Source organism: Vibrio sp. SBT000027 (assembly GCF_963894355.1).
In the GTDB taxonomy this organism is placed as follows: Bacteria; Pseudomonadota; Gammaproteobacteria; order Enterobacterales; family Vibrionaceae; genus Vibrio; species Vibrio splendidus.
On the sequence record NZ_CAWQGD010000004.1, the window covers coordinates 984220 to 1003241 of the forward strand.

Below are 19022 nucleotides of genomic sequence, written 5' to 3' on the forward strand. Positions count from 1 at the left end.
ATCAATAAAGTAGCGCCTCGTTGAGTGACAAGCTCAACACACAATTTGTGGAAGGATGGCTGAGTGGCTTAAGGCGCTCGCCTGGAAAGCGAGTATACGTTTATAGCGTATCTGGGGTTCAAATCCCCATCCTTCCACCACTATTCAAAACCCTAGCAGAAATGCTGGGGTTTTCTCGTTTTAGAGCCCCTATATTTCACGTCATCTACATCCATTCCTAGTATCAATTCCTTTAATCATTTCTTTACAGTTATTTCCTCTATTAATGGCGTCGCAGAATGAACCATATTTGGTGTTTTTATCATCGATAAACGCTTGATCTTTTGGTATGAATCTAGATTATTAATAGTACGAAATATTATTAATAATCTAACTATTAGGAATTCATTACCCCATGACAGAAACCCTAGTTTCTCCAATGCTCTCTTTTACTATCGCGATTTCGTTACTGTTTATCGGTAAAGGTTTGATTGAACGATCTGAAGTATTAAGAAAGTATTCACTACCAGAGCCTGTGATTGGTGGCTTTGTTTGTGCTGCAACCGTAGCGGCGCTTTACTATATTTTTGAAATCCAAATCACCTTTAGCCTAGATGTCAGAGACTTTTTACTTCTCTACTTTTTTGCTGGTATCGGACTCCAAGCGGATATTAAGACACTGATTAAGGGTGGGCGACCGTTGTTCATTCTATTGTTTCTTGCTGCCGTCTTTATCGTTCTGCAAAACGTGGTAGGGATGGCTGTAGCTTCTGGCTTTGGAATGGATCCTAAAGCTGGTTTGTTATCGGGCTCTGTTAGCTTAATCGGTGGCGTAGGTACAACGTTAGCGTGGGCACCAATGTTTGTGGAAGAGTTTGGTATCGCTAACGCGCTAGAGCTAGGTGTGGCGTCAAATACGGTTGGTTTAATTGCTGCGTGTGTGATTGGTGGTCCAATTGCCAACTACCTACTAAACAAGCACAAAGTGAGCCCATCCAATGAAGAAGAAGTGACAGTTGGTGCATACCAAGAAAGTGAAACTCGCACTGAATTGAGCCATTACGGTGTCTTATGGGCGTGGTTGATTCTCAACTTAACACTGATGCTCGGTTACAGCCTGAGCGAAGTTATCGATTCGATGGGCCTAAAACTGCCGTTATTCGTAAGCTGCTTAATTGCCGGTATCCTCATAGGAAACATTGGTCGAGCATTGTTCAAGAAGCGTCGTACACAAGAGAAAATTGCTCAAGGCCGTAAAGGCTTAGCGATGATCTCTGATATCTGCTTAGGTATGTTCTTGACCATGGCCTTGATGGGGCTGCGTATCTGGGATCTCGATGGACTGTTTGGCTATATCTCTGTTGTCATGAGTATCCAGATCCTGCTTTCACTGCTGTTTACGATATTCGTCGTTTATTACCTAATGGGACGAAACTATGACTCTGTGGTGATATGTTCAGGCTTCGGTGGTATCACTCTTGGCTCGACAGCAACTGCAATTGTTAACATGACCGCGGTAACTCACCGCTATGGCGCAAGCCCACAAGCATTCATTGTGGTGCCATTAGTGTGTGGATTCTTTGTTGATTTGATTAATGCGTTGGTGATTAGCTTTTTTGTTGGGATGTAGTGAAGTGACCGGTTATTAACTGCTCGATGTTTACATCAGGATAATGACCACAAAGGCGATAACGAAAGTTGTCGCCTTTGTTTTATCTACAGCAAGTTAAAAATACGTATATCAGCCTTTGATGTAATGCACTTGAAGTGACTCGGTGCACAAGTTAGTAAGTGCAAACACGATCTTGATAAATTGGGATACATGTTCGCAGTAAATTTGTGAGACGCTTGAATCAGTGTCAGTTGAATCACAAGGAAGTTGAATGCACCACTTTAATATCCGTGCTCTCGAGTACTTAAACGCGTTATCAAAATATGGGTCGTTACGTAAAGCATCTAAGATGATGAACGTTGACCCTGCCGCGATGAGTAGAATGCTGACACAGTTAGAAGCGCAAGCGGAAATGAAAGTATGGGAGCGCAACAACAGCCAATCACTGTTAACTGAAGCGGGTAATGAACTGCTGAATTACTACCGTTCCATTGTTCGTGGAGAGGCTGCAGTGCTTGCTCGACTAACCAAGCTTAAAAACCTCAAAGGAGGCAATGTCAGCATTGCCATCGGTGAAGGATTTATTACCAACTTGGTGTCAAAGCCGATGCAAACCTTCATGACTCGTTATCCTGATATCAATCTTTCTATTGAGATTGCGGGTGCATTGGACGCTGTCAAGATGTTGGAAGATCAACAGATCGATTTCGCGATTACTTATGCTTCTGCACCGCACCCTAAACTGCACTCCCACGTTGAACGCAGTCATCCGCTGGAATTGATTGCTCCGAAAGGACACTCCCTGACGATGAAAAGTGCACCTGTGACACTGCGAGATATTAAAGATGCTTCTCTCGCCTTGATTGATAACTCGACAGGCATGGGGAGACTGGTAAAGCAGGCCGAACAAATTTCCCATCTTACCTTGCAGCCAAAGCTTCAAACTAACTCGGTGACTGCACTGACTAACTTTGTTTCAGCAGGGTTGGGCGTCACCTTTATGCCCAAACTCACCGTGATCGATGAGATCAAGTCAGGGCAGATCGAAGTGGTTGCGACCGAGTTGGAGATGCTATCGAAGGCGACGGTTAAGGTTCAATCTTTGAAAGGTCGCGCACTTACGTTACAGGCCGAAACCTTGTTAGATTTCTTACTGGAAAACGCCACTTTCTTGAGTCATGACGCTTACAATATCTAGGCTAAATCGATTTACTTAGCGACTCCTACCTAAGCTTTCAAATACCGCCAATATCACAGTTCCAAACTGCCGAATTCGTTTTTAAGTCGAATTGAGTTTTTGTCAACGCGCTCTCTATTGTTAAGTCAACATGTGCGGAATAAGTTACAAAGCATTAACGAAACGAGTTTTAGACTGACAACTGCGTTCGACTGGTTTTGGCTTTGTCGGGCGTTAGGGGAAGAGAATGGAAGTTATTGTAATTGGCAGTGGTGTTATTGGATTGACCAGTGCTTGGTACCTAGCGAAAGAAGGTCACTCGGTCACGGTTATTGATCGTCAAGATAGCAGTGGCAAAGAAACCAGCTTTGCGAATGCAGGGCAAATTTCTTATGGCTATTCTTCACCATGGGCGGCGCCTGGTATCCCTTTGAAAGCGATGAAATGGTTAACCCAAGAACATGCCCCTCTCAAAGTAAAGCCTTCGCTTTCTCCTGAGTTGGTTTCTTGGGCGACGAAGATGCTCGCCAACTGCAACGAAGCTAAATATGCACGGAACAAATCGCGGATGCTGAGAGTCGCAAACTACAGCCGAGATTGTCTGACTGAGCTAAGAACCAGTGAGCAATTGGCTTATGAAGGTAGGCAGAAAGGGACGCTACAAGTGTTTCGAAGCGAAAAGCAATTGGATTTCATTCAGCAAGATATGAAGTTGCTACAAGAGAGCGGGATAGAGCACTCGTTGTTTGATGTTGAGCAATGCCTATCCATTGAACCAGGTTTATCAGACGTGAAAGATAAGCTGGTGGGTGGCCTGTATTTACCACATGATGAAACCGGTGATTGCCATCAGTTCTGTTTAACCTTGACTGAGAAAGCCAAGCAACTCGGTGTTAGGTTCGTGTTTGATACTGAAGTGGTCAAGCTCAATCATCAGAATCAAACCATTGAGAGTATTACCACGACTCAAGGTGAATTCAAAGCGGACGCTTACGTGGTCGCTTCAGGCAGTTATTCTCGAGACTTGTTGAAGCAAGTTGACCTGTCTATTCCTGTCTATCCAGTGAAAGGGTATTCGCTAACACTACCGATCGTGAATGCAGATAAGTCACCAACCTCTACTGTAATGGATGAAACCTACAAAGTAGCGATGACGCGTTTTGATGACCGGATTCGTATTGCAGGAACGGCAGAGCTTGCTGGTTTTGATTATCTTATTCCTGAAAAACGTAAAGCCACGATTGATATGGTGGTCAAAGATCTCTTTCCACAAGCGGGTGACTTTTCTAAGGCTGAATACTGGACTGGGCTAAGACCAATGACGCCAGATGGCACTCCTATTATCGGCAAGACTCCGATTAAGAACTTATTTACCAATACGGGCCATGGAACATTAGGTTGGACGATGGCGTGTGGTTCAGGGAAGATCTTGGCAGGCATAGTCAGTGGTTCTTCAAGTGATATCAAAACAGATGACTTGAGTATTCATCGTTATTTGTAACAACATGATGTAATGATGGTGAAAGTAACCCCATTCTAAGTTTTAGAATGGGGTTGTTTTTTCTGGGTGGATGTCGAAGGTTATCTGGTGGTGGTTTCTAGCACATGGGTAAATCTATCCCACGATTTTTGGTCAGCTTCTTGTTGATAGTTGTTTGAGCCGAATACGGTAAAGGCATGTGGCGCACCACTGTAGGTGATCATTTCATGCGGAACCTTGGTTGTTTCAAGTTGAGCGGCAAGGCTGCCAAAATCTTCCATTGTAATCATCGAATCTGCTGTGCCATGGAACACGACAACCGGAGCTTTTGTCTCAGAGTAGTCTTGTCCTTTTGGTGTCGATAAACCGCCATGGAAGGTCACATAAGCTTTTGATGGGATACCCGCACGAGCGGCTTCTAAAACGGCAGCGCCACCAAAACAGTAACCCATCATCACGTTGTTATCTAAGTTACCACCAAGCCTTTTCGCTTCCACCGCTCCCGCATTAAGTAGTGCACGCATTTTTTCTCTGTCTTTATACAACTCGCCTGTGTGTTGTTTTTTGTCTTTCACTTCGGTCGGGCGAATGCCTTTACCAAATAGGTCGATGGCGAACACGTTGTAACCGAGTTCGTTGAGCATCTCAGAACGTTTCTTTTCGTAATCAGTTAAGCCATCCCAATCGTGAATTAGCAGCACCAAAGGCGCTTGGTCACTGGCCTCACTCCAATAACCTTCGTAATCCATACCATCGACTTGGTAAGTGATGTTTTCTCCTGAAATCGCAGAGAAGGGCAGTAAAACTGAAAACAAGCCTAGCGTGGTGAGTGTTCGCATGCGTTATTCCTTTCGATGACAATTGACGTTCCAATCGAAAGTATAGATAACGCGATGATTCTCGCCATATTTCTGTCTCTAACTTGAAATGTATGGCAGGGATAGCCGGTGGCTATTGCTGATGAATAGCCATCGAGAGGGAGTGCGATGGCTGTTTTGTGATGTTTTCAGCTTACCAAAACTTGAATAGCTAAACTGGGGAATAAAGGAAAACAACTACCAAGATGCGTTGGTTTTGCTAATGCTCATCTCTGGATACTTACGCTGATAGCGTGGCAACATCGATTCATTGCCTAAGATGCCGCCTTGATGGATATAGATGACGGTTTTGGTTGGGTTGTCTTGTTGCCATTGTTCCAAGCATTGCCACATCAAAGGGTCATAGAGCAGGTCAAATTCAATGTCGGTTTGCTCTTGTAGATCCAACCAGGTTTGATAATCCTGCTGATACAACTTGCCAAAGTGGTGCTTGGTTTTGAGCGGTAAGATCTGCGGGTGATCGGTTTCGCCAAGTTCATTGAATTGCTGCGTTAAATAGTCATTACCGCCAACACACGCACAGGTTAACACCGGGATGTTGTGCATTTTTAAATGCTTATGTAGATATAGAGCTGTACTGCCGGTGCCTGCTGGTAGTGCCACCACGAAATCGTGTTTGTTCTCGAAACGCGTCCAGCTGAGTATTTCCATTGCCAGTTGCTTCACGCCGTATTCAGAAAGCTGAGAGCGTCCACCTTCAGGCAATACAATGCACTGAGAATCTGGCTGTCTTATTTGCTCAATATACTCCTGCGGATGAAGCTCAGAGCCCGTCTCTTTGACTGAAATAACCTTAGCGCCCAAGTCTACAGCGCCACGGTAATTGCCGATTGGACGTTCTTGTAACCATTGAGGAAGGTGGTCAACGTAAAACTCAAGCGTCCAGCCTTTAATTTTTGTAAGTGCGGCTAGCGAGAACAATGAGTTAGCCTGAGCGGAACCGTAGCTTATTAGAGTGGTGATCTTTGGGTGATCGTCTTCGAGTAGCTTCATGAACTTTCGCGCTTTATTGCCGCAAAAGTGAGAGTGGAGTTGATCGTCACGCTTCAAGAAAAAGGTGCGGTCGTTGTATTGATGTTGAGTTACAGGGCTATTATTTAGTTTCATCGCACTTAGACAAAATGCTGACTAAGAAGCCAGCATTTTTAGTTCAAATAGGACTAACAAGTATCTAGTAGCCTGCAAGTGCTGTAAACCAACTAAATCAAGTTTTCGTCGGATATTGAGTACAGCTCTAAGAGTTTATTTGGTGCTGATCTAGTTGATGTTTATGTTTTTGTCGATGTTTGTTTAGATGAGGTTGAATCTGTCTGAAAGGCGATTCTGGCAGTGCACCCTCCAGAGTTGCGATTGACCAACTCAAAGCCCCAATGGAAGCGTTGGCACAAGTCGTCGACAATCAATAAACCTAATCCATGACCATTCGGATTGTATTGTTCCTGAAGGCCTTCACCTTGGTCTTCAATCACAATACTCTGTTCAGACAGGGTAACCGTGACAGTGCCACTATTGGTCGCTGCAATGGAATTCCTCAATAAGTTGCCGACCAACATATTCATGATCGCGCTGGTGGCTTGAATGGTCGGCTCTGATTGAATGTGTAGGGATATCTCGACTAGCTTTTCATCCGCCTGTAATGAATTCTTGGAAACGATAGCTTCTAACTCTTGCTGACTAAACAAGCGCAGCGGTGCATCGTCACTGTTTCTTTCATAACGAACTAAACCGAGCAGGGCATCGACCATTTCTGACATCTGGATAATGGCTTCATCGATGCGCTCAACCTGACGAGATTGAAATTCCGTTGTTTCGCTTCTTAATAGCAATTTATTCGCACCACGAGCGACCGTTAGTGGGGTTCTTAATTCATGACTTGAATAACGAGCAAACGCCTGTTCACGTTTGATCAAGGAATTGATTTCTCTACGGTATTGATTGAGTTGGTCTGTTAACTGACGAAACTCAACAGCTGCACCGTCACTGACATCAAACTCTTCCCCTAGGTCGAGTTTGTTCGAGTTGAGTTGTTCAGATAGGGAATTGAAAGGCTCAATTAGTCGTTTGGAAAGGCGAGAGAGTAAGGTACCAAAGCTAAATATCAAAATGGATAGCAGCACCAACACGAACGAGATGGCGTATACCAATTCATAGGTATCAAATTCGACGCGATCTATCTCAGACATAAGGATGATCGGGTAAGTTTTACCCTCATGAGAGTATTCTCCTACATAGATCATTCGTGATTCCGGCTCGTCGCCGACTTCACCAAGGAAGTTATCCTTGCCTTCTATATAGGGTGTGTACTCTTTTGGTACAAATGAGAGGTCATTGTACGCCATGGTGAGACCGTCAATACGTATTGCGCCGCTCTCGCCAGCTTGAAAGAGTTCGACAGCATAGTTTCGGTCAATCAGGATGCGTCTTTCGCCAACCCGGTCTTCTGACATATACAACCCGGCAACAAAAACGACATAGACGAATGCAGACACAATCACGGCCATCAACCCAAAGAAAACTGCTAGGCGGCCTGTGAGGGTTTTGGTGCTTGTCAGAACATTTGAAATCAATTCGATGGCTCCAGACGGAATCCAACTTTAGGAACGGTAATCAACATTGGGGTGTCAAAAGGCTTGTCGAGTTGATTACGCAGTTGATAGATATGGCTACGTAACACATCGTTGTTGGGTTCGTCTTCTTGCCATAGCTTGTAGGAAATATCTTCACGAGTCACTACTTCAGGTGCTTTTTGGCACAGCATCTCAAGGATGGTGTAAGTGGTTGGGTTAAGCGCGAGCAGTTTGTCTTTACGGTAAGCTTTACGGGTTTTTTGATCAATAGTGAGTTCATCAAACTGAAGCTTAGAAGAAGCCACTTTTCCTCGATAACGACGAACAAGCGCGTTCATTCTGGCTTCCAAAATATCCAAATCAAAAGGTTTGGTTAGATAGTCATCGGCACCATGCTCAAACCCTTTCAACATATCATCTCGGCTATCTAACGCGGTCAGCATTAGAATAGGCGTTGCGTTGCCTTGGTCTCGCAGTTTATTACAAACCGTGAGGCCGTCCATTCTTGGCAACATCAGATCCAATATGATGATATCAAATGAGTTTTCCAACGCGAGTTGCAGGCCGAGTTCGCCGTTGTCCGCATAATCGAGTTCCATACCAATACACTCAAAATAATCAAACAAGACACCTGCGATTTCACGGTTATCTTCGACTAATAGAACTCGTTTCATTTTGATTCTCATACAGAAATAGACGGTAACATTATCCTGAGTGAGCGTGAAAAATATGTCAATAACATAACTTTCACTTATGGGAGGGTAGATTGGATTCAGATTAAAAAATAGAAGAACGTATTATGTCTGAACTTCATATAAGCCGCCCTAAGATATCTACATCGCAGATCAACCCTGCGGTTTCTCTGTCTATCATTGTGCCTTTTTACGATGAACAAGAGGTATTGGAAGAGTTCCACTCTCGCCTTACCAAGGTGCTTGATAGCTTGCCCATCAAGAGTGAAATCGTTTATGTCGATGACGGCAGCAAAGACAGCAGCTTGGAGTTGGTGAGTTCATTCACTTCAATCAATAGCTCAATTTCTGTTATCGGTTTAAGCCGTAATTTTGGCAAAGAATCAGCGATGAGCGCAGGCCTTGAGCACTGTCGTGGACAAGCGGTGATTTTGCTAGACGCTGACTTACAAGATCCACCTGAGCTGATTCCGCAAATGATTGCCAAGTGGCGCGAAGGTTATGACGTCGTCAATATGCAGCGTAGCCAGCGCGACGGTGAAACATGGTTCAAGAAGTTTTCAGCAGCGAGCTTTTACAAAGTAATGAACGTGGCTGCGAAGATTGATGTTCCTGAGAATGTGGGTGATTTTCGACTGTTAAGCCGAGAAGTTGTCGACCATATCAATCAGCTTCCAGAACGTAACCGCTACATGAAAGGCATTTTTTCATGGCCGGGTTTCCGACAAGCGACGCTCCAATTTAAGCGTGATGCTCGCTTCTGTGGTGAGACCAAGTGGAACTACCTTAAGTTAATCGGTTTGGCGATGGATGGGATTACCTCGTTTTCTATCCGACCTCTGCGTATTGCGACGGCCGTTGGTGGTTTAGTGGCGCTTACTGCTTTTGTGTATGGCGTCTTCATCGTATTCAAAACCATTATGTTTGGTGAGCCTATCACGGGTTACCCGTCAATGATGGTCGTGCAACTTGCCCTTGGCGGTATTCAACTCCTGAGTATTGGTTTAATGGGTGAGTACATAGGTCGTATTTTCATTGAAACCAAGAATCGTCCTTTGTATCTGATCCAATCGGTGGTCGATACACCTGCATTAAAAACACATTTCAAATTAGAGGAGTCAGCATGAGCCTGAACAGAACGCACCTATGGTATTTGTTGGCTTTTGCACTGGTTCTAAGACTCCTATCTTTGGCGACTTATCCGTTAATGGATACTACGGAGGCGCGCTACGGAGAAATGGCTCGCTTGATGGTGGAAACCGGCAATTGGTTAACACCTCAGTTTGATTACGGCATTCCTTTTTGGGGCAAGCCACCGTTGTTCACATGGATGAGTGCTGCGGGGATTGAGCTGTTTGGTTTGAGTGAGTTTGCTGTTCGTGCACCTCACTGGTTAGCGGGAGTAGCGACAATTTTGTTAACCGCTTACATGGCGAAGCGAACTGGGCAAAGTGCGTTGGTTGCCGCGGTAGTGTTGGCGACATGCGGTATTTTCTCTATTGCCGCGGGCGCTGTGATGACAGATATCGCGTTAACCTTAGCGATGACCATTGCCATGTTAGGCTTCTACTTGTGCTGGCTAGGAGGAGAGGGTTGGAAAGGTGAAGGCAGTGCGAAGACTAATCGATCTTGGGGTTATGTTGGTTTCATTGGTTTAGCACTAGGCTTGCTTGCAAAAGGGCCAGTAGCGATTGTCATTATGGGCATCGCCGTGTTCCCTTGGTTAGTCTTACAACACGGCTTCTTTGGTGCTTTCAAAGTGTTGTGGCAACGCTTTCCATTGTTGTCTGGCTTGGGTGTGATGCTAGCGATTGCTTTGCCTTGGTACATCATGGCTGAAATGGCAACACCGGGCTTTATTGATTACTTTATTGTTGGCGAGCACTTTAAGCGCTTTGTTGTGAGTGGCTGGGAGGGAGATTTATACGGTTCTGCCCATGACCAAGCAAGAGGCATGATCTGGCTGTTTTGGCTTCAAGCGGCTGCGCCGTGGTCGATTGTATTACCTATATTGGCATTTGCTCGACGTAAGAAAATTGCAGAAATTAATACTGAAAATCGAGGCTTGTTTTCATTTCTTGTCTGTTGGTTGATTTCACCTCTGATTCTTTTCACTATGGCGGGCAATATTCTCCCAGCTTACGTCCTGCCAGGTATTCCGGCCCTTGGCTTGTTGATTGCTATACTCGTAGTGGAAAAAGATAAGAAGTGGTTCTCGAGCGTGGCTTTGGTTCTACCTGTGTTGCTAATGATTGCGATGGTCTACCTGAATCTCGGCAAGGCGAACGAGAAAAGTGACCGTATTATCTTCGAACAGATTACGGATTCTGCGCCAAGCTTTTACGTGGGTAAACGACCATTCTCTGGGCAATTTTACAGTCATGGTCAAGCGAAAAGACTTCTCGATATCGAGCAGATAGATGGCATTGATAAGTTCTATCTGATTGGTAAAAGATCTGAAGTGGAAACCAAGATTAAAGAGAACGCATTAACGTGTATTCTAGAGCCAACGGTGAAAATAAAGCGTGCTTTATTCAGCTGTCATAGCTCAAGCATCAAGCCAAATCTATCGTTGAGTCATATTCAAAGTGGCAGCGATGTTCAGCGTTAACTCGGGGTTACGAATGTTCAACAACAAGCTTCAAACGCACAGTCAGAGGTTACAGTCCCACCACAAGGTGGTTCGATTTGCTGTGGTTGGGGTTGGTGGGTTTGTTGTTGATTGCTTAGTTTTTGCGTTATTGCATTATGCCGTTGGGCTGCCTTTGATGAGTGCACGGATAGGATCTTTCATTGCAGCCGCCACGACAACGTGGTTTGGTAATCGAGTGCTAACTTTTGACTTCAAAGGGCAGGGTAGTTGGTCTGAGAAGTTGATTCAGTGGCAAAAGTTCATGTTTTCCGCATCGATATCGGCGATACCTAATTTGCTGTGCTTTAAGCTGATGACGGAATTGCTTCCTGCATTTACTGGGGCTGTATTTATCGCAATGGCCGTTGGTATCTTGGTGGGTATGGTCACTAACTATTTGTTTAGTCAGTATTGGGTCTTCACCCGTTAAGCTCCCTTGTAATCAATTAGCCAAGTAAAAATATTGGTAACAGACACAAAAAAGCGCAGCTAAATAGCTGCGCTTTGTGTTTTATTATCGTGAATTGTATCGGTTCGCTATATTAACGCTGTGTTGCGCGCTGGCGATTCTTTCCGTTACTTGCAGGTTTACCACCTTGACCATTACCCGCTTTGCTGCGGTTTGGCTTGCCATTCCCGCCGCCATTGCCTTGAGATTGCTGACTAGCAGGGGCTTTTTTGATGAAGCCAGTCGCTGGTTTATTCGCGTTACCATTACCGTTCTGCTTTCCGTTGCCCTGATTGCCGTTACCTTGGCTACCTGTTGGCTTCTTACCACCCGGTTTAGGCTTATTGCCACCTGGTTTAGAATGGTTACGTGGGCTTTCGCCGCCAAGACCCGGTTGAGCTTTACTGTGCTTAGTTGCAAAACGTTGTGAACCATGACGACCAGACTTACGACGCTGTGCCGGTGTCTGAGCCTCAAAATCTTCTTCTGGCACCAAGCAATTCGCTTTGTCACCAATTAGGTGCTTTTTGCCCATGCTGATCAGTGCTTCACGGATGATCTTCCAGTTTTCTGGATCGTGATAACGAAGCAATGCTTTATGCAGACGACGTTGACGATCGCCTTTAGGCACTGGAACATCTTCACGTTTTTTGTATTTCACGCGCTTCAGAGGGTTAGTCTCTGAGTAGTACATCGACGTCGCATTACACATTGGCGATGGGTAGAAGTTCTGTACTTGGTCACACTCGTAGTTGTGCTTTTTCAGCCACAACGCAAGGTTAAGCATGTCTTCATCTTCCGTGCCCGGGTGAGCAGAGATGAAGTAAGGAATTAGATACTGTTTCTTACCCGCTTCAGCGCTGTACTTCTCGAACATCTCTTTGAAACGATCGTAAGTGCCCATGCCCGGTTTCATCATCAGATCCAGAGGGCCTTTTTCAGTATGCTCTGGAGCAATCTTCAAGTAACCACCAACGTGGTGAGTCACAAGCTCACGTACGTATTCTGGAGACTCAATCGCAAGGTCATAACGAACGCCTGATGCGATCATTACTTTCTTGATGCCCGGAACCTTTCTCGCAGAGCGGTAAAGGTCAATAGTGTGTTGGTGGTCTGTATTCAGTTTTTCACAGATTTTAGGGAACACACATGATGGGCGACGACAGTTAATTTCAGCTTTAGGATCAGAACAACCTAGGCGATACATGTTCGCAGTTGGGCCACCCAAGTCAGAAATTGTACCGGTAAAGCCAGGTACTTTATCTTTAATGTCTTCGATTTCATCCAAGATCGATTCTTTCGAACGGTTCTGAATGATACGACCTTCGTGCTCTGTGATTGAACAGAAAGAACAACCACCAAAACAACCACGCATGATGTTAACCGAAGTTTTGATCATGTCGTATGCAGGAATCTTTGCTTTGCCATACATAGGGTGAGGAACACGCTTGTACGCAAGGCCAAACACGTAATCCATCTCTTCAGTAGCAAGAGGAATTGGCGCTTGGTTTACCCATAGTTCGCGGTCACCGTGACGTTGAATAAGAGCACGACCTGAATAAGGGTTAGTCTCTAGGTGCAGAATACGGCTAGCATGAGCGTAAAGAATACGGTCGTTATTGAGCTTTTCGAAACCAGGGATACGAACCGCAGTTGTTTTTGCATCGTGACGAGAAGGGCGAATAGTAATGGGCTGCGCCTTTACTTCTTCTTTTTCGTCTTTCTTGGTATCACACTGCGTTTCTACTTCGTATGGGTTAACCGGAACATAGGCTTTGTTCGGTTTTTCGATACGAGAAGAGTCGATAATTTTGTAACCTTCAGGCGCTGCAGGCAGGTTGATTGCTGTACCACGAATGTTTGTCAGCGTTGACATGTCTTCGCCGTCAGCAATGCGATGTGCCACTTCAACCAGTGCACGCTCGGCGTTACCGAAAAGAAGGATGTCTGCTTTTGCATCAAACAATACAGAGCGACGAACTTTATCAGACCAGTAGTCGTAGTGTGCAACGCGACGTAAGCTCGCTTCAATACCACCAAGAACGATTGGCGTGCCTTTGTAGGCTTCACGACAACGTTGAGAATAAATCAGAGTTGCACGGTCAGGACGCTTACCACCTTCATTGTTTGGTGTGTAGGCATCGTCGTGACGAAGTTTGCGATCAGAGGTGTAGCGGTTGATCATGGAGTCCATGTTACCCGCCGTGATGCCGAAGAATAGGTTAGGTCGACCCAGTTCCATGAAGGCATCTTTACTGTCCCACTTTGGTTGGGCAATGATGCCCACGCGGAAGCCTTGAGCTTCAAGCAAACGGCCAATGATAGCCATACCAAAGCTCGGGTGATCGACATAGGCGTCACCAGTTACAATAATAATGTCACAGCTATCCCATCCAAGAGCATCCATCTCCTTTCTACTGGTAGGCAAAAAGGGTGCTGTTCCGTAGCACTCGGCCCAGTATTTTTTGTGTTCGTGAATAGGAGTGATATCGCTGTACATATTTCAACCTCTGATTTTTGAGGCGGGAATTATAGCGGCATGAGCCTAGACTAGCCAGTAGAACATGCCCCTGTTAGTTCTGATGTCTTTTGCCATTTTGTAGATAATGCTGGCAAAAGAACCATACAACAGCATAGTTGAAGCCTTGAATAACGTCGCTAATTTGTGATTTTGATTAGTGTTCGCAGCAGTTTTTGATATTATTCGCGAAAATAAGTCTGAAGAAGTAGATCCACAATGGTCGAATCATTATTAGTACAATTTGCTCCCATGCTATTAGGAGCCCAACTGATCTTAACTTTAATCTTAGTGAAGGGTGATATTTGCCCTGGCCAACGTGGCCGTATTCACAAGATGTTACCTGCGATTGGCGTGCTTTGGCTTGCTGTTGCTTCATTAAGAATTGAAGCGTTTCTGATCGTATTCGCTATCTTCTATTTCTATTCTCAAGTTCAAACTAAGAAGACACGTGATTCAGGCCCTATCTGGGTGATGTATCTTGCGTGTGGTTTGGCGCTGTCATACGTCGCTATCCAAGCAAGCGAACAGGTAAATCCAGTCGGTATTATTGCGACTGTGTTGCTGGTGGCTTTACTGGGTGCTTCTTTCGGACATTTACTGCTGACTATCGCAAGAACGCGCTTACAAGCATTTCACCGCGTTCTGCCTGTTGTGGGCGTATTGAGTGGCATGCTGGTGGTGTTGGCGACCGTGATAAACGTTTATTCATTTTCTGAAGCGCAACTCGAACCTGTTATTTCAACCTTGTTGTTTAGCTTTGCTTTGCTTATCTCTTCTATCGTGGTTTGGTGTTGGCATTTGCTGTTTGTCAAAACACCTGAGAAGCTGCAATTAACGATAGCATTGCTGATGTTATTAGCATCAGTGATTGGCTTAACACCTGTTTGGGCGTTGTAAGAGGTTGTCGAACTCTCGAAACTTTTAGTTGATAAAATCCGTTGTAGCGAAAGAAGTGTGATCTGTTTTTAAGCATGCGACTGGTAAGCGTTCTAAACTTAAATCTAGTCGGTGTGTTCGTTAGGAGTACGGGATGGATTTAAGCAACGTCAAAGGTTTCGATAGCATTATTTTGCTGGGAATCGTGAATGAAAAACTTCGCTTAGAATGCGATAGCTTTGAAGAGCTGATCAGTATGTATGAAATGGATATAGAAAGTGTTGTAGGTAAGCTTGATATGCTTGGCTATCAATACGATCCATTAACTAACCAGTTTAAGTCTTATCCAAGATAAGCAACAAACTGGCGCATGTTCTATTGATAGTGAGCCAGCTATCGATTGTGAGCCAGTTATCGAGAATGAACTAGTTATCGAGAGTGAGCCAGTATCGTGAATGAACAAGTACCGCCATCGTCGGTACTAAAGCTAAAAGAAAAAGTCACAGATAATCTGTGACTTTTTTGTTTCTGGCGCATGCCTATCAGGTTCAACGCAGGCATAAACTAACCCAACAACGCGTCTCTTAAACGACCTCGATACCATCTAAGTGACTCTTACTCTGCTGTCTTGCTGTGCTAAAGAAAGCCTGTAGGTAACGTTTGTCTTTTTCTGAGTTTCTTACTGCGGCAAACAGTCTTCTTGAAAGCCCTTTACCTAACGGCTTGCTGGCTATCAAACCTTGTCTTGAGAACTCACTGATCGCCCAGTTTGGCAATGCCGCCACACCTAAACCCGCCGATACCATTTGCACCAACATTAATGTGTTGTCTGCCTGTTTCCATTTCTTTGGTTCAACGCCTGCGGGTTGCAAAAAGTGTTTTACTACGTCGAGACGCTGCTTTTGAACCGGATAAGAGAGCATCGTAATATCACTAAGATCTTGCGGTTCAATACTCGGCTTTTCGGCTAAAGGAGAGTTGATCGCGGTGATAAGACGCATCTCAAAATCGAAAAGCGGTTCGTAGTGAACTTCAGAACGCGGTTGTATATCCGAGGTGATCACCAAATCTAACTCACCTGCCATCAATGCCGGTAGAGGCTCGAATCCAAACCCTGACGAGAAATCTAGCGTCACGCTTGGCCAAGCAACTTGGTATTCTTTCAAAGCGGGCATTAGCCATTGGAAGCATGAGTGACACTCGATCGCCATGTGCAATCGGCCATTCACATCCTCTTTTAGACTCGCCAACTCATTCTCTGCTTTAGCAATCTTTGGCTGTATCTCATCCGCGAGCTTAAGCAAGATCTCACCCTCAGAGGTAAATTTCACTGGCCTAGTTTTTCGTAGGAAAAGCTGACCGCCAATACGCGCTTCAAGGTCTTTTAATTGATGAGAAAGCGCCGACTGAGTCAGGTGAAGAGAGGTCGCAGTGGCTGTTAACGATCCGCTGTCTCTCAAGGTGGTCAATGTTCGAAGGTGTTTAAGCTCTATCATGAGTATTCCTCATATTCCCTAAGCCAATTCAATATTTCTTAATAATCACCCTACGGTGTTTTTGATCTTTTGTAAACGTCTAGATGTCCAGATGGATTTAAATTGTTCATCTTTGGATGATTCAAGATGAATATTATTAATAAACAAGATGAATATTTGGACGTTGTCCATAGATCGGATTAAGGCGATAGTTTAGCCATCCAGACGCCTTTGTGGGAAAGTGAAATCATCAAAGGCAGCCTGACCGGAAATTAAAATTATCGAATAAGGAACAGACTCATGACGACAACAACGCATATTCTTGGCTACCCACGTATCGGCGAAAAAAGAGAACTTAAATTCACGCTCGAGAAATACTGGCGCGGTGAAATCGATCAATCTGAGCTCAAGCAACTCGGCAGCGAATTAAGAAATCGTAACTGGAATGTACAAGCTGACGCGAATCTAAGCTTTGCAACTGCGGGTGACTTCGCATGGTACGACCATGTTCTAACAACGACTCTACTTCTAGGTCATGTGCCAAAACGTCATGCTGGTGGAGCAGAAGATGAAAAAGCCTTCCCAGATCTGGATACCTTGTTCCGTGTAGGTCGCGGTCAGTCTCAAGTTCAGTCTACTTGCTGCGGTGGTACGCATACGTCTAATGATGGCACTAAAGACAGTTCGGCTGCTTCCGACATGACTAAGTGGTTCAATACCAATTACCACTACATTGTTCCTGAGTTCAGTAAAGACGACACCTTTGAAGTGAGCTGGCCGCAGCTGTTTGACGAAGTGAACGAAGCGATAAAAGCAGGACACAAAGTTAAGCCTGTACTTCTCGGCCCACTGTCATATCTGTACTTAGGCAAAGAAGTGGAAGAGGGCTTTGATCGCTTAACTTTATTGCCTCGCCTTCTTACTGCCTATCAAGCGATTTTGGCTAAACTTGCCAAGCTGGGTGTTGAGTGGGTTCAAATCGATGAACCTATCCTTTCTCTGGAACTTGAAAAGCAGTGGGCTGATTCATTCAAACTGGCTTATCAAGTGATTCAAGGCGACGTAAAGCTACTGCTCACTACGTACTTTGATTCGGTGACTGACACGTTAGATAAGATCGTGGAACTGCCCGTCAACGGCTTACACATCGATTTGGCTGCCGCACCGCAGCAACTCGATGAAGTGGTGAATAAGTTACCGGAAGATTGGGTACTTTCTGCGGGTGCAATCAATGGACGCAATGTTTGGCGAGCAGACTTAGCTTCTCAGCTTGAGTTACTGCAACCTGTGAAAGAAAAGCTAGGCGATAAACTATGGGTCGCAAGTTCATGTTCACTGCTGCATAGCCCGGTTGACCTTGAGTTAGAAGAGACGCTTAGCGAAGAAGTGAAGAGTTGGTTTGCCTTTGCAAAACAGAAAGTGACCGAGGTGAGCTTATTGGGTGCGGCGTTAGACGGCGAACAAAATGCCATTTTGGCGTGTGAGACTTACAGCCAACCTATTGTTGCACGCAAGAGCGCGACTCATGTGAACAAGCCTCAGGTACGAGAGCGCCTTAATACCATCACGAAAGCACTAGCAGATCGAAGTGCGCCTTATGCAGAACGTGCGGCACATCAGTCTGAAGTTCTCGGCTTACCGTTATTACCAACTACAACCATTGGTTCGTTCCCACAAACCGGAGAAATCCGTGTTCAACGCAGTGCCTATCGCACCGGCAAACTGAGTGAAGCGGAATATAACTCTGCACTGAAAGGTCACATCGCGGATGCGGTTAAACGTCAAGAAGCTCTGGATTTGGATGTGTTGGTTCATGGTGAAGCGGAACGTAATGATATGGTGGAGTACTTTGCGGAAAATCTAGCAGGCTTTCAAACCACCAAGTTTGGTTGGGTACAAAGCTATGGCTCTCGCTGCGTGAAGCCCGCGATTGTGGTCGCGGATATCGAGCGTGAAAAACCAATGACGGTAGAATGGTCGACCTATGCACAATCTCTGACTTCGAAGCAGATGAAAGGCATGCTGACAGGACCAGTCACTATTCTATGTTGGACATTCCCACGTGAAGACATCTCACGCAAAGAGATCACCAATCAACTGGCGTTTGCTCTGCGAGATGAAGTGTCTGATTTACAAGACGCAGGCATTAACATCATTCAAATTGATGAGCCTGCTATTCGTGAAGGTTTACCACTGAAAAAGCGGGACCACGCAGAATACCTAGAATGGGCGGTCGATGCCTTTAAGATTTCAGCGGCGAGTGCTAAACCAGAAACTCAGATTCATACCCATATGTGTTACAGCGAGTTCAACGAGATCATTGATTCAGTAGCCGCGCTAGATGCCGATGTGATTACCATTGAGACTTCTCGCTCGAACATGGAGCTACTGAAAGCGTTTGAAGAGTTTAACTACCCGAATGCGATTGGACCGGGTGTTTATGACATTCACTCGCCAAACATTCCTTCAGAGGAGTGGATTGTGGATTTACTTAAGAAAGCGGCAGAAAAAATCCCAGCAGAACGTTTGTGGGCGAACCCAGATTGTGGATTGAAGACGCGTAACTGGGCAGAGACAGAAGCCGCACTAACTAACTTAGTTTCGGCGACTAAGACACTGCGTAAAGAGTGGGAATCAGCTGAGGTATAATTCAGTCTAAGATTTTGATTGATCCGTTAACCCACG

Annotated in this window: 15 protein-coding genes and 1 tRNA gene; 10 read left to right on the forward strand and 6 right to left on the reverse strand. The window is 45.1% G+C overall.

All coding sequences use genetic code 11. From position 1 onward, the window contains the following. Positions 1-49 precede the first annotated feature (49 nt). The 4 genes from AACU28_RS14300 to AACU28_RS14315 all read left to right on the forward strand — a co-directional run bounded on the left by AACU28_RS14300 (position 50) and on the right by AACU28_RS14315 (position 4269). Positions 50-140, forward strand: a tRNA-Ser gene (locus AACU28_RS14300). A 254-nt stretch (positions 141-394) separates the two neighbouring features. Next, entirely contained in the window at positions 395-1609 is a 1215-nt protein-coding gene (gene gltS, locus AACU28_RS14305) for a sodium/glutamate symporter (protein WP_017083923.1), read from the forward strand. A 253-nt stretch (positions 1610-1862) separates the two neighbouring features. Further along, positions 1863-2789: a LysR family transcriptional regulator gene (locus AACU28_RS14310; RefSeq protein ID WP_121603100.1), complete on the forward strand. Its 927-nt coding sequence runs from the start codon at positions 1863-1865 to the stop codon at positions 2787-2789. Positions 2790-3015: 226 nt separating this feature from the next. Then, positions 3016-4269, forward strand: coding sequence for a D-amino acid dehydrogenase (locus AACU28_RS14315; RefSeq protein ID WP_017089429.1), 1254 nt, complete (start codon positions 3016-3018; stop codon positions 4267-4269). 80 nt (positions 4270-4349) lie between these two features. Here AACU28_RS14315 and AACU28_RS14320 read toward each other — a convergent pair whose 3' ends face one another. The 4 genes from AACU28_RS14320 to AACU28_RS14335 all read right to left on the reverse strand — a co-directional run bounded on the left by AACU28_RS14320 (position 4350) and on the right by AACU28_RS14335 (position 8367). Next, positions 4350-5087, reverse strand: coding sequence for a dienelactone hydrolase family protein (locus AACU28_RS14320; RefSeq protein ID WP_121603101.1), 738 nt, complete (start codon positions 5085-5087; stop codon positions 4350-4352). Between the two features lie 216 nt (positions 5088-5303). Further along, positions 5304-6233 carry a 1-aminocyclopropane-1-carboxylate deaminase/D-cysteine desulfhydrase gene (locus AACU28_RS14325; protein ID WP_121603102.1) on the reverse strand — a complete coding sequence of 310 codons (930 nt, stop codon included), beginning with the start codon at positions 6231-6233 and terminating at the stop codon, positions 5304-5306. Between the two features lie 161 nt (positions 6234-6394). Continuing rightward, entirely contained in the window at positions 6395-7693 is a 1299-nt protein-coding gene (locus AACU28_RS14330; RefSeq protein WP_121603103.1) for a sensor histidine kinase, read from the reverse strand. Next, on the reverse strand, positions 7690-8367 hold the full coding sequence (locus AACU28_RS14335; protein WP_004736501.1) for a response regulator transcription factor: 678 nt from the start codon (positions 8365-8367) through the stop codon (positions 7690-7692). Before AACU28_RS14335 ends, AACU28_RS14330 begins: the two co-directional genes overlap by 4 nt. Positions 8368-8492: 125 nt before the next feature. Here AACU28_RS14335 and AACU28_RS14340 point away from each other — a divergent pair, with 125 nt between their 5' ends. Genes AACU28_RS14340 through AACU28_RS14350 form a run of 3 tightly spaced genes read left to right on the forward strand, consistent with a single transcriptional unit; the run spans position 8493 to position 11447 of the window. Then, entirely contained in the window at positions 8493-9512 is a 1020-nt protein-coding gene (locus tag AACU28_RS14340; protein ID WP_004736502.1) for a glycosyltransferase family 2 protein, read from the forward strand. Next, positions 9509-10996 (forward strand): ArnT family glycosyltransferase, encoded by a 1488-nt coding sequence (locus AACU28_RS14345; protein WP_102483294.1) that lies wholly within the window; start codon positions 9509-9511, stop codon positions 10994-10996. Before AACU28_RS14340 ends, AACU28_RS14345 begins: the two co-directional genes overlap by 4 nt. Next, on the forward strand, positions 10983-11447 hold the full coding sequence (locus AACU28_RS14350; protein ID WP_017093111.1) for a GtrA family protein: 465 nt from the start codon (positions 10983-10985) through the stop codon (positions 11445-11447). Before AACU28_RS14345 ends, AACU28_RS14350 begins: the two co-directional genes overlap by 14 nt. Positions 11448-11559: 112 nt before the next feature. On the opposite strand, the gene AACU28_RS14355 is transcribed toward AACU28_RS14350, so the two are convergent. Then, on the reverse strand, positions 11560-13872 hold the full coding sequence (locus tag AACU28_RS14355; RefSeq protein WP_241905758.1) for a YgiQ family radical SAM protein: 2313 nt from the start codon (positions 13870-13872) through the stop codon (positions 11560-11562). Between the two features lie 330 nt (positions 13873-14202). Between AACU28_RS14355 and AACU28_RS14360 the strand changes: the two genes are divergently transcribed. Together AACU28_RS14360 and AACU28_RS14365 are read left to right on the forward strand one after the other, a co-directional pair. Continuing rightward, positions 14203-14883, forward strand: a complete 681-nt coding sequence (locus AACU28_RS14360) for a hypothetical protein (protein WP_017089423.1) — start codon at positions 14203-14205, stop codon at positions 14881-14883. Between the two features lie 133 nt (positions 14884-15016). Next, on the forward strand, positions 15017-15217 hold the full coding sequence (locus AACU28_RS14365; RefSeq protein WP_004736508.1) for a DUF4250 domain-containing protein: 201 nt from the start codon (positions 15017-15019) through the stop codon (positions 15215-15217). A gap of 229 nt (positions 15218-15446) precedes the next feature. Here the strand turns inward: AACU28_RS14365 and AACU28_RS14370 are convergent, their stop codons facing one another. After that, positions 15447-16358, reverse strand: coding sequence for a LysR substrate-binding domain-containing protein (locus tag AACU28_RS14370; protein ID WP_004736509.1), 912 nt, complete (start codon positions 16356-16358; stop codon positions 15447-15449). 279 nt (positions 16359-16637) lie between these two features. On the opposite strand from AACU28_RS14370, the gene metE reads away from it, so the two are divergent. Next, positions 16638-18986, forward strand: coding sequence for a 5-methyltetrahydropteroyltriglutamate--homocysteine S-methyltransferase (gene metE / locus AACU28_RS14375; protein ID WP_121603104.1), 2349 nt, complete (start codon positions 16638-16640; stop codon positions 18984-18986). Positions 18987-19022: the final 36 nt, after the last annotated feature.

Excerpts from the sequence above, each read along its gene's own strand:
- AACU28_RS14335 (WP_004736501.1), bottom strand. The coding sequence starts at position 8,367 with ATGAAACGAGTTCTATTAGTCGAAGATAACCGTGAAATCGCAGGTGTC.
- AACU28_RS14315 (WP_017089429.1), top strand. The coding sequence starts at position 3,016 with ATGGAAGTTATTGTAATTGGCAGTGGTGTTATTGGATTGACCAGTGCT.
- AACU28_RS14360 (WP_017089423.1), top strand. The coding sequence starts at position 14,203 with ATGGTCGAATCATTATTAGTACAATTTGCTCCCATGCTATTAGGAGCC.
- AACU28_RS14370 (WP_004736509.1), bottom strand. The coding sequence starts at position 16,358 with ATGATAGAGCTTAAACACCTTCGAACATTGACCACCTTGAGAGACAGC.
- AACU28_RS14345 (WP_102483294.1), top strand. The coding sequence starts at position 9,509 with ATGAGCCTGAACAGAACGCACCTATGGTATTTGTTGGCTTTTGCACTG.
- AACU28_RS14325 (WP_121603102.1), bottom strand. The coding sequence starts at position 6,233 with ATGAAACTAAATAATAGCCCTGTAACTCAACATCAATACAACGACCGC.
- AACU28_RS14355 (WP_241905758.1), bottom strand. The coding sequence starts at position 13,872 with ATGGATGCTCTTGGATGGGATAGCTGTGACATTATTATTGTAACTGGT.
- AACU28_RS14320 (WP_121603101.1), bottom strand. The coding sequence starts at position 5,087 with ATGCGAACACTCACCACGCTAGGCTTGTTTTCAGTTTTACTGCCCTTC.
- AACU28_RS14310 (WP_121603100.1), top strand. The coding sequence starts at position 1,863 with ATGCACCACTTTAATATCCGTGCTCTCGAGTACTTAAACGCGTTATCA.
- metE (WP_121603104.1), top strand. The coding sequence starts at position 16,638 with ATGACGACAACAACGCATATTCTTGGCTACCCACGTATCGGCGAAAAA.
- gltS (WP_017083923.1), top strand. The coding sequence starts at position 395 with ATGACAGAAACCCTAGTTTCTCCAATGCTCTCTTTTACTATCGCGATT.
- AACU28_RS14350 (WP_017093111.1), top strand. The coding sequence starts at position 10,983 with ATGTTCAGCGTTAACTCGGGGTTACGAATGTTCAACAACAAGCTTCAA.
- AACU28_RS14340 (WP_004736502.1), top strand. The coding sequence starts at position 8,493 with ATGTCTGAACTTCATATAAGCCGCCCTAAGATATCTACATCGCAGATC.
- AACU28_RS14365 (WP_004736508.1), top strand. The coding sequence starts at position 15,017 with ATGGATTTAAGCAACGTCAAAGGTTTCGATAGCATTATTTTGCTGGGA.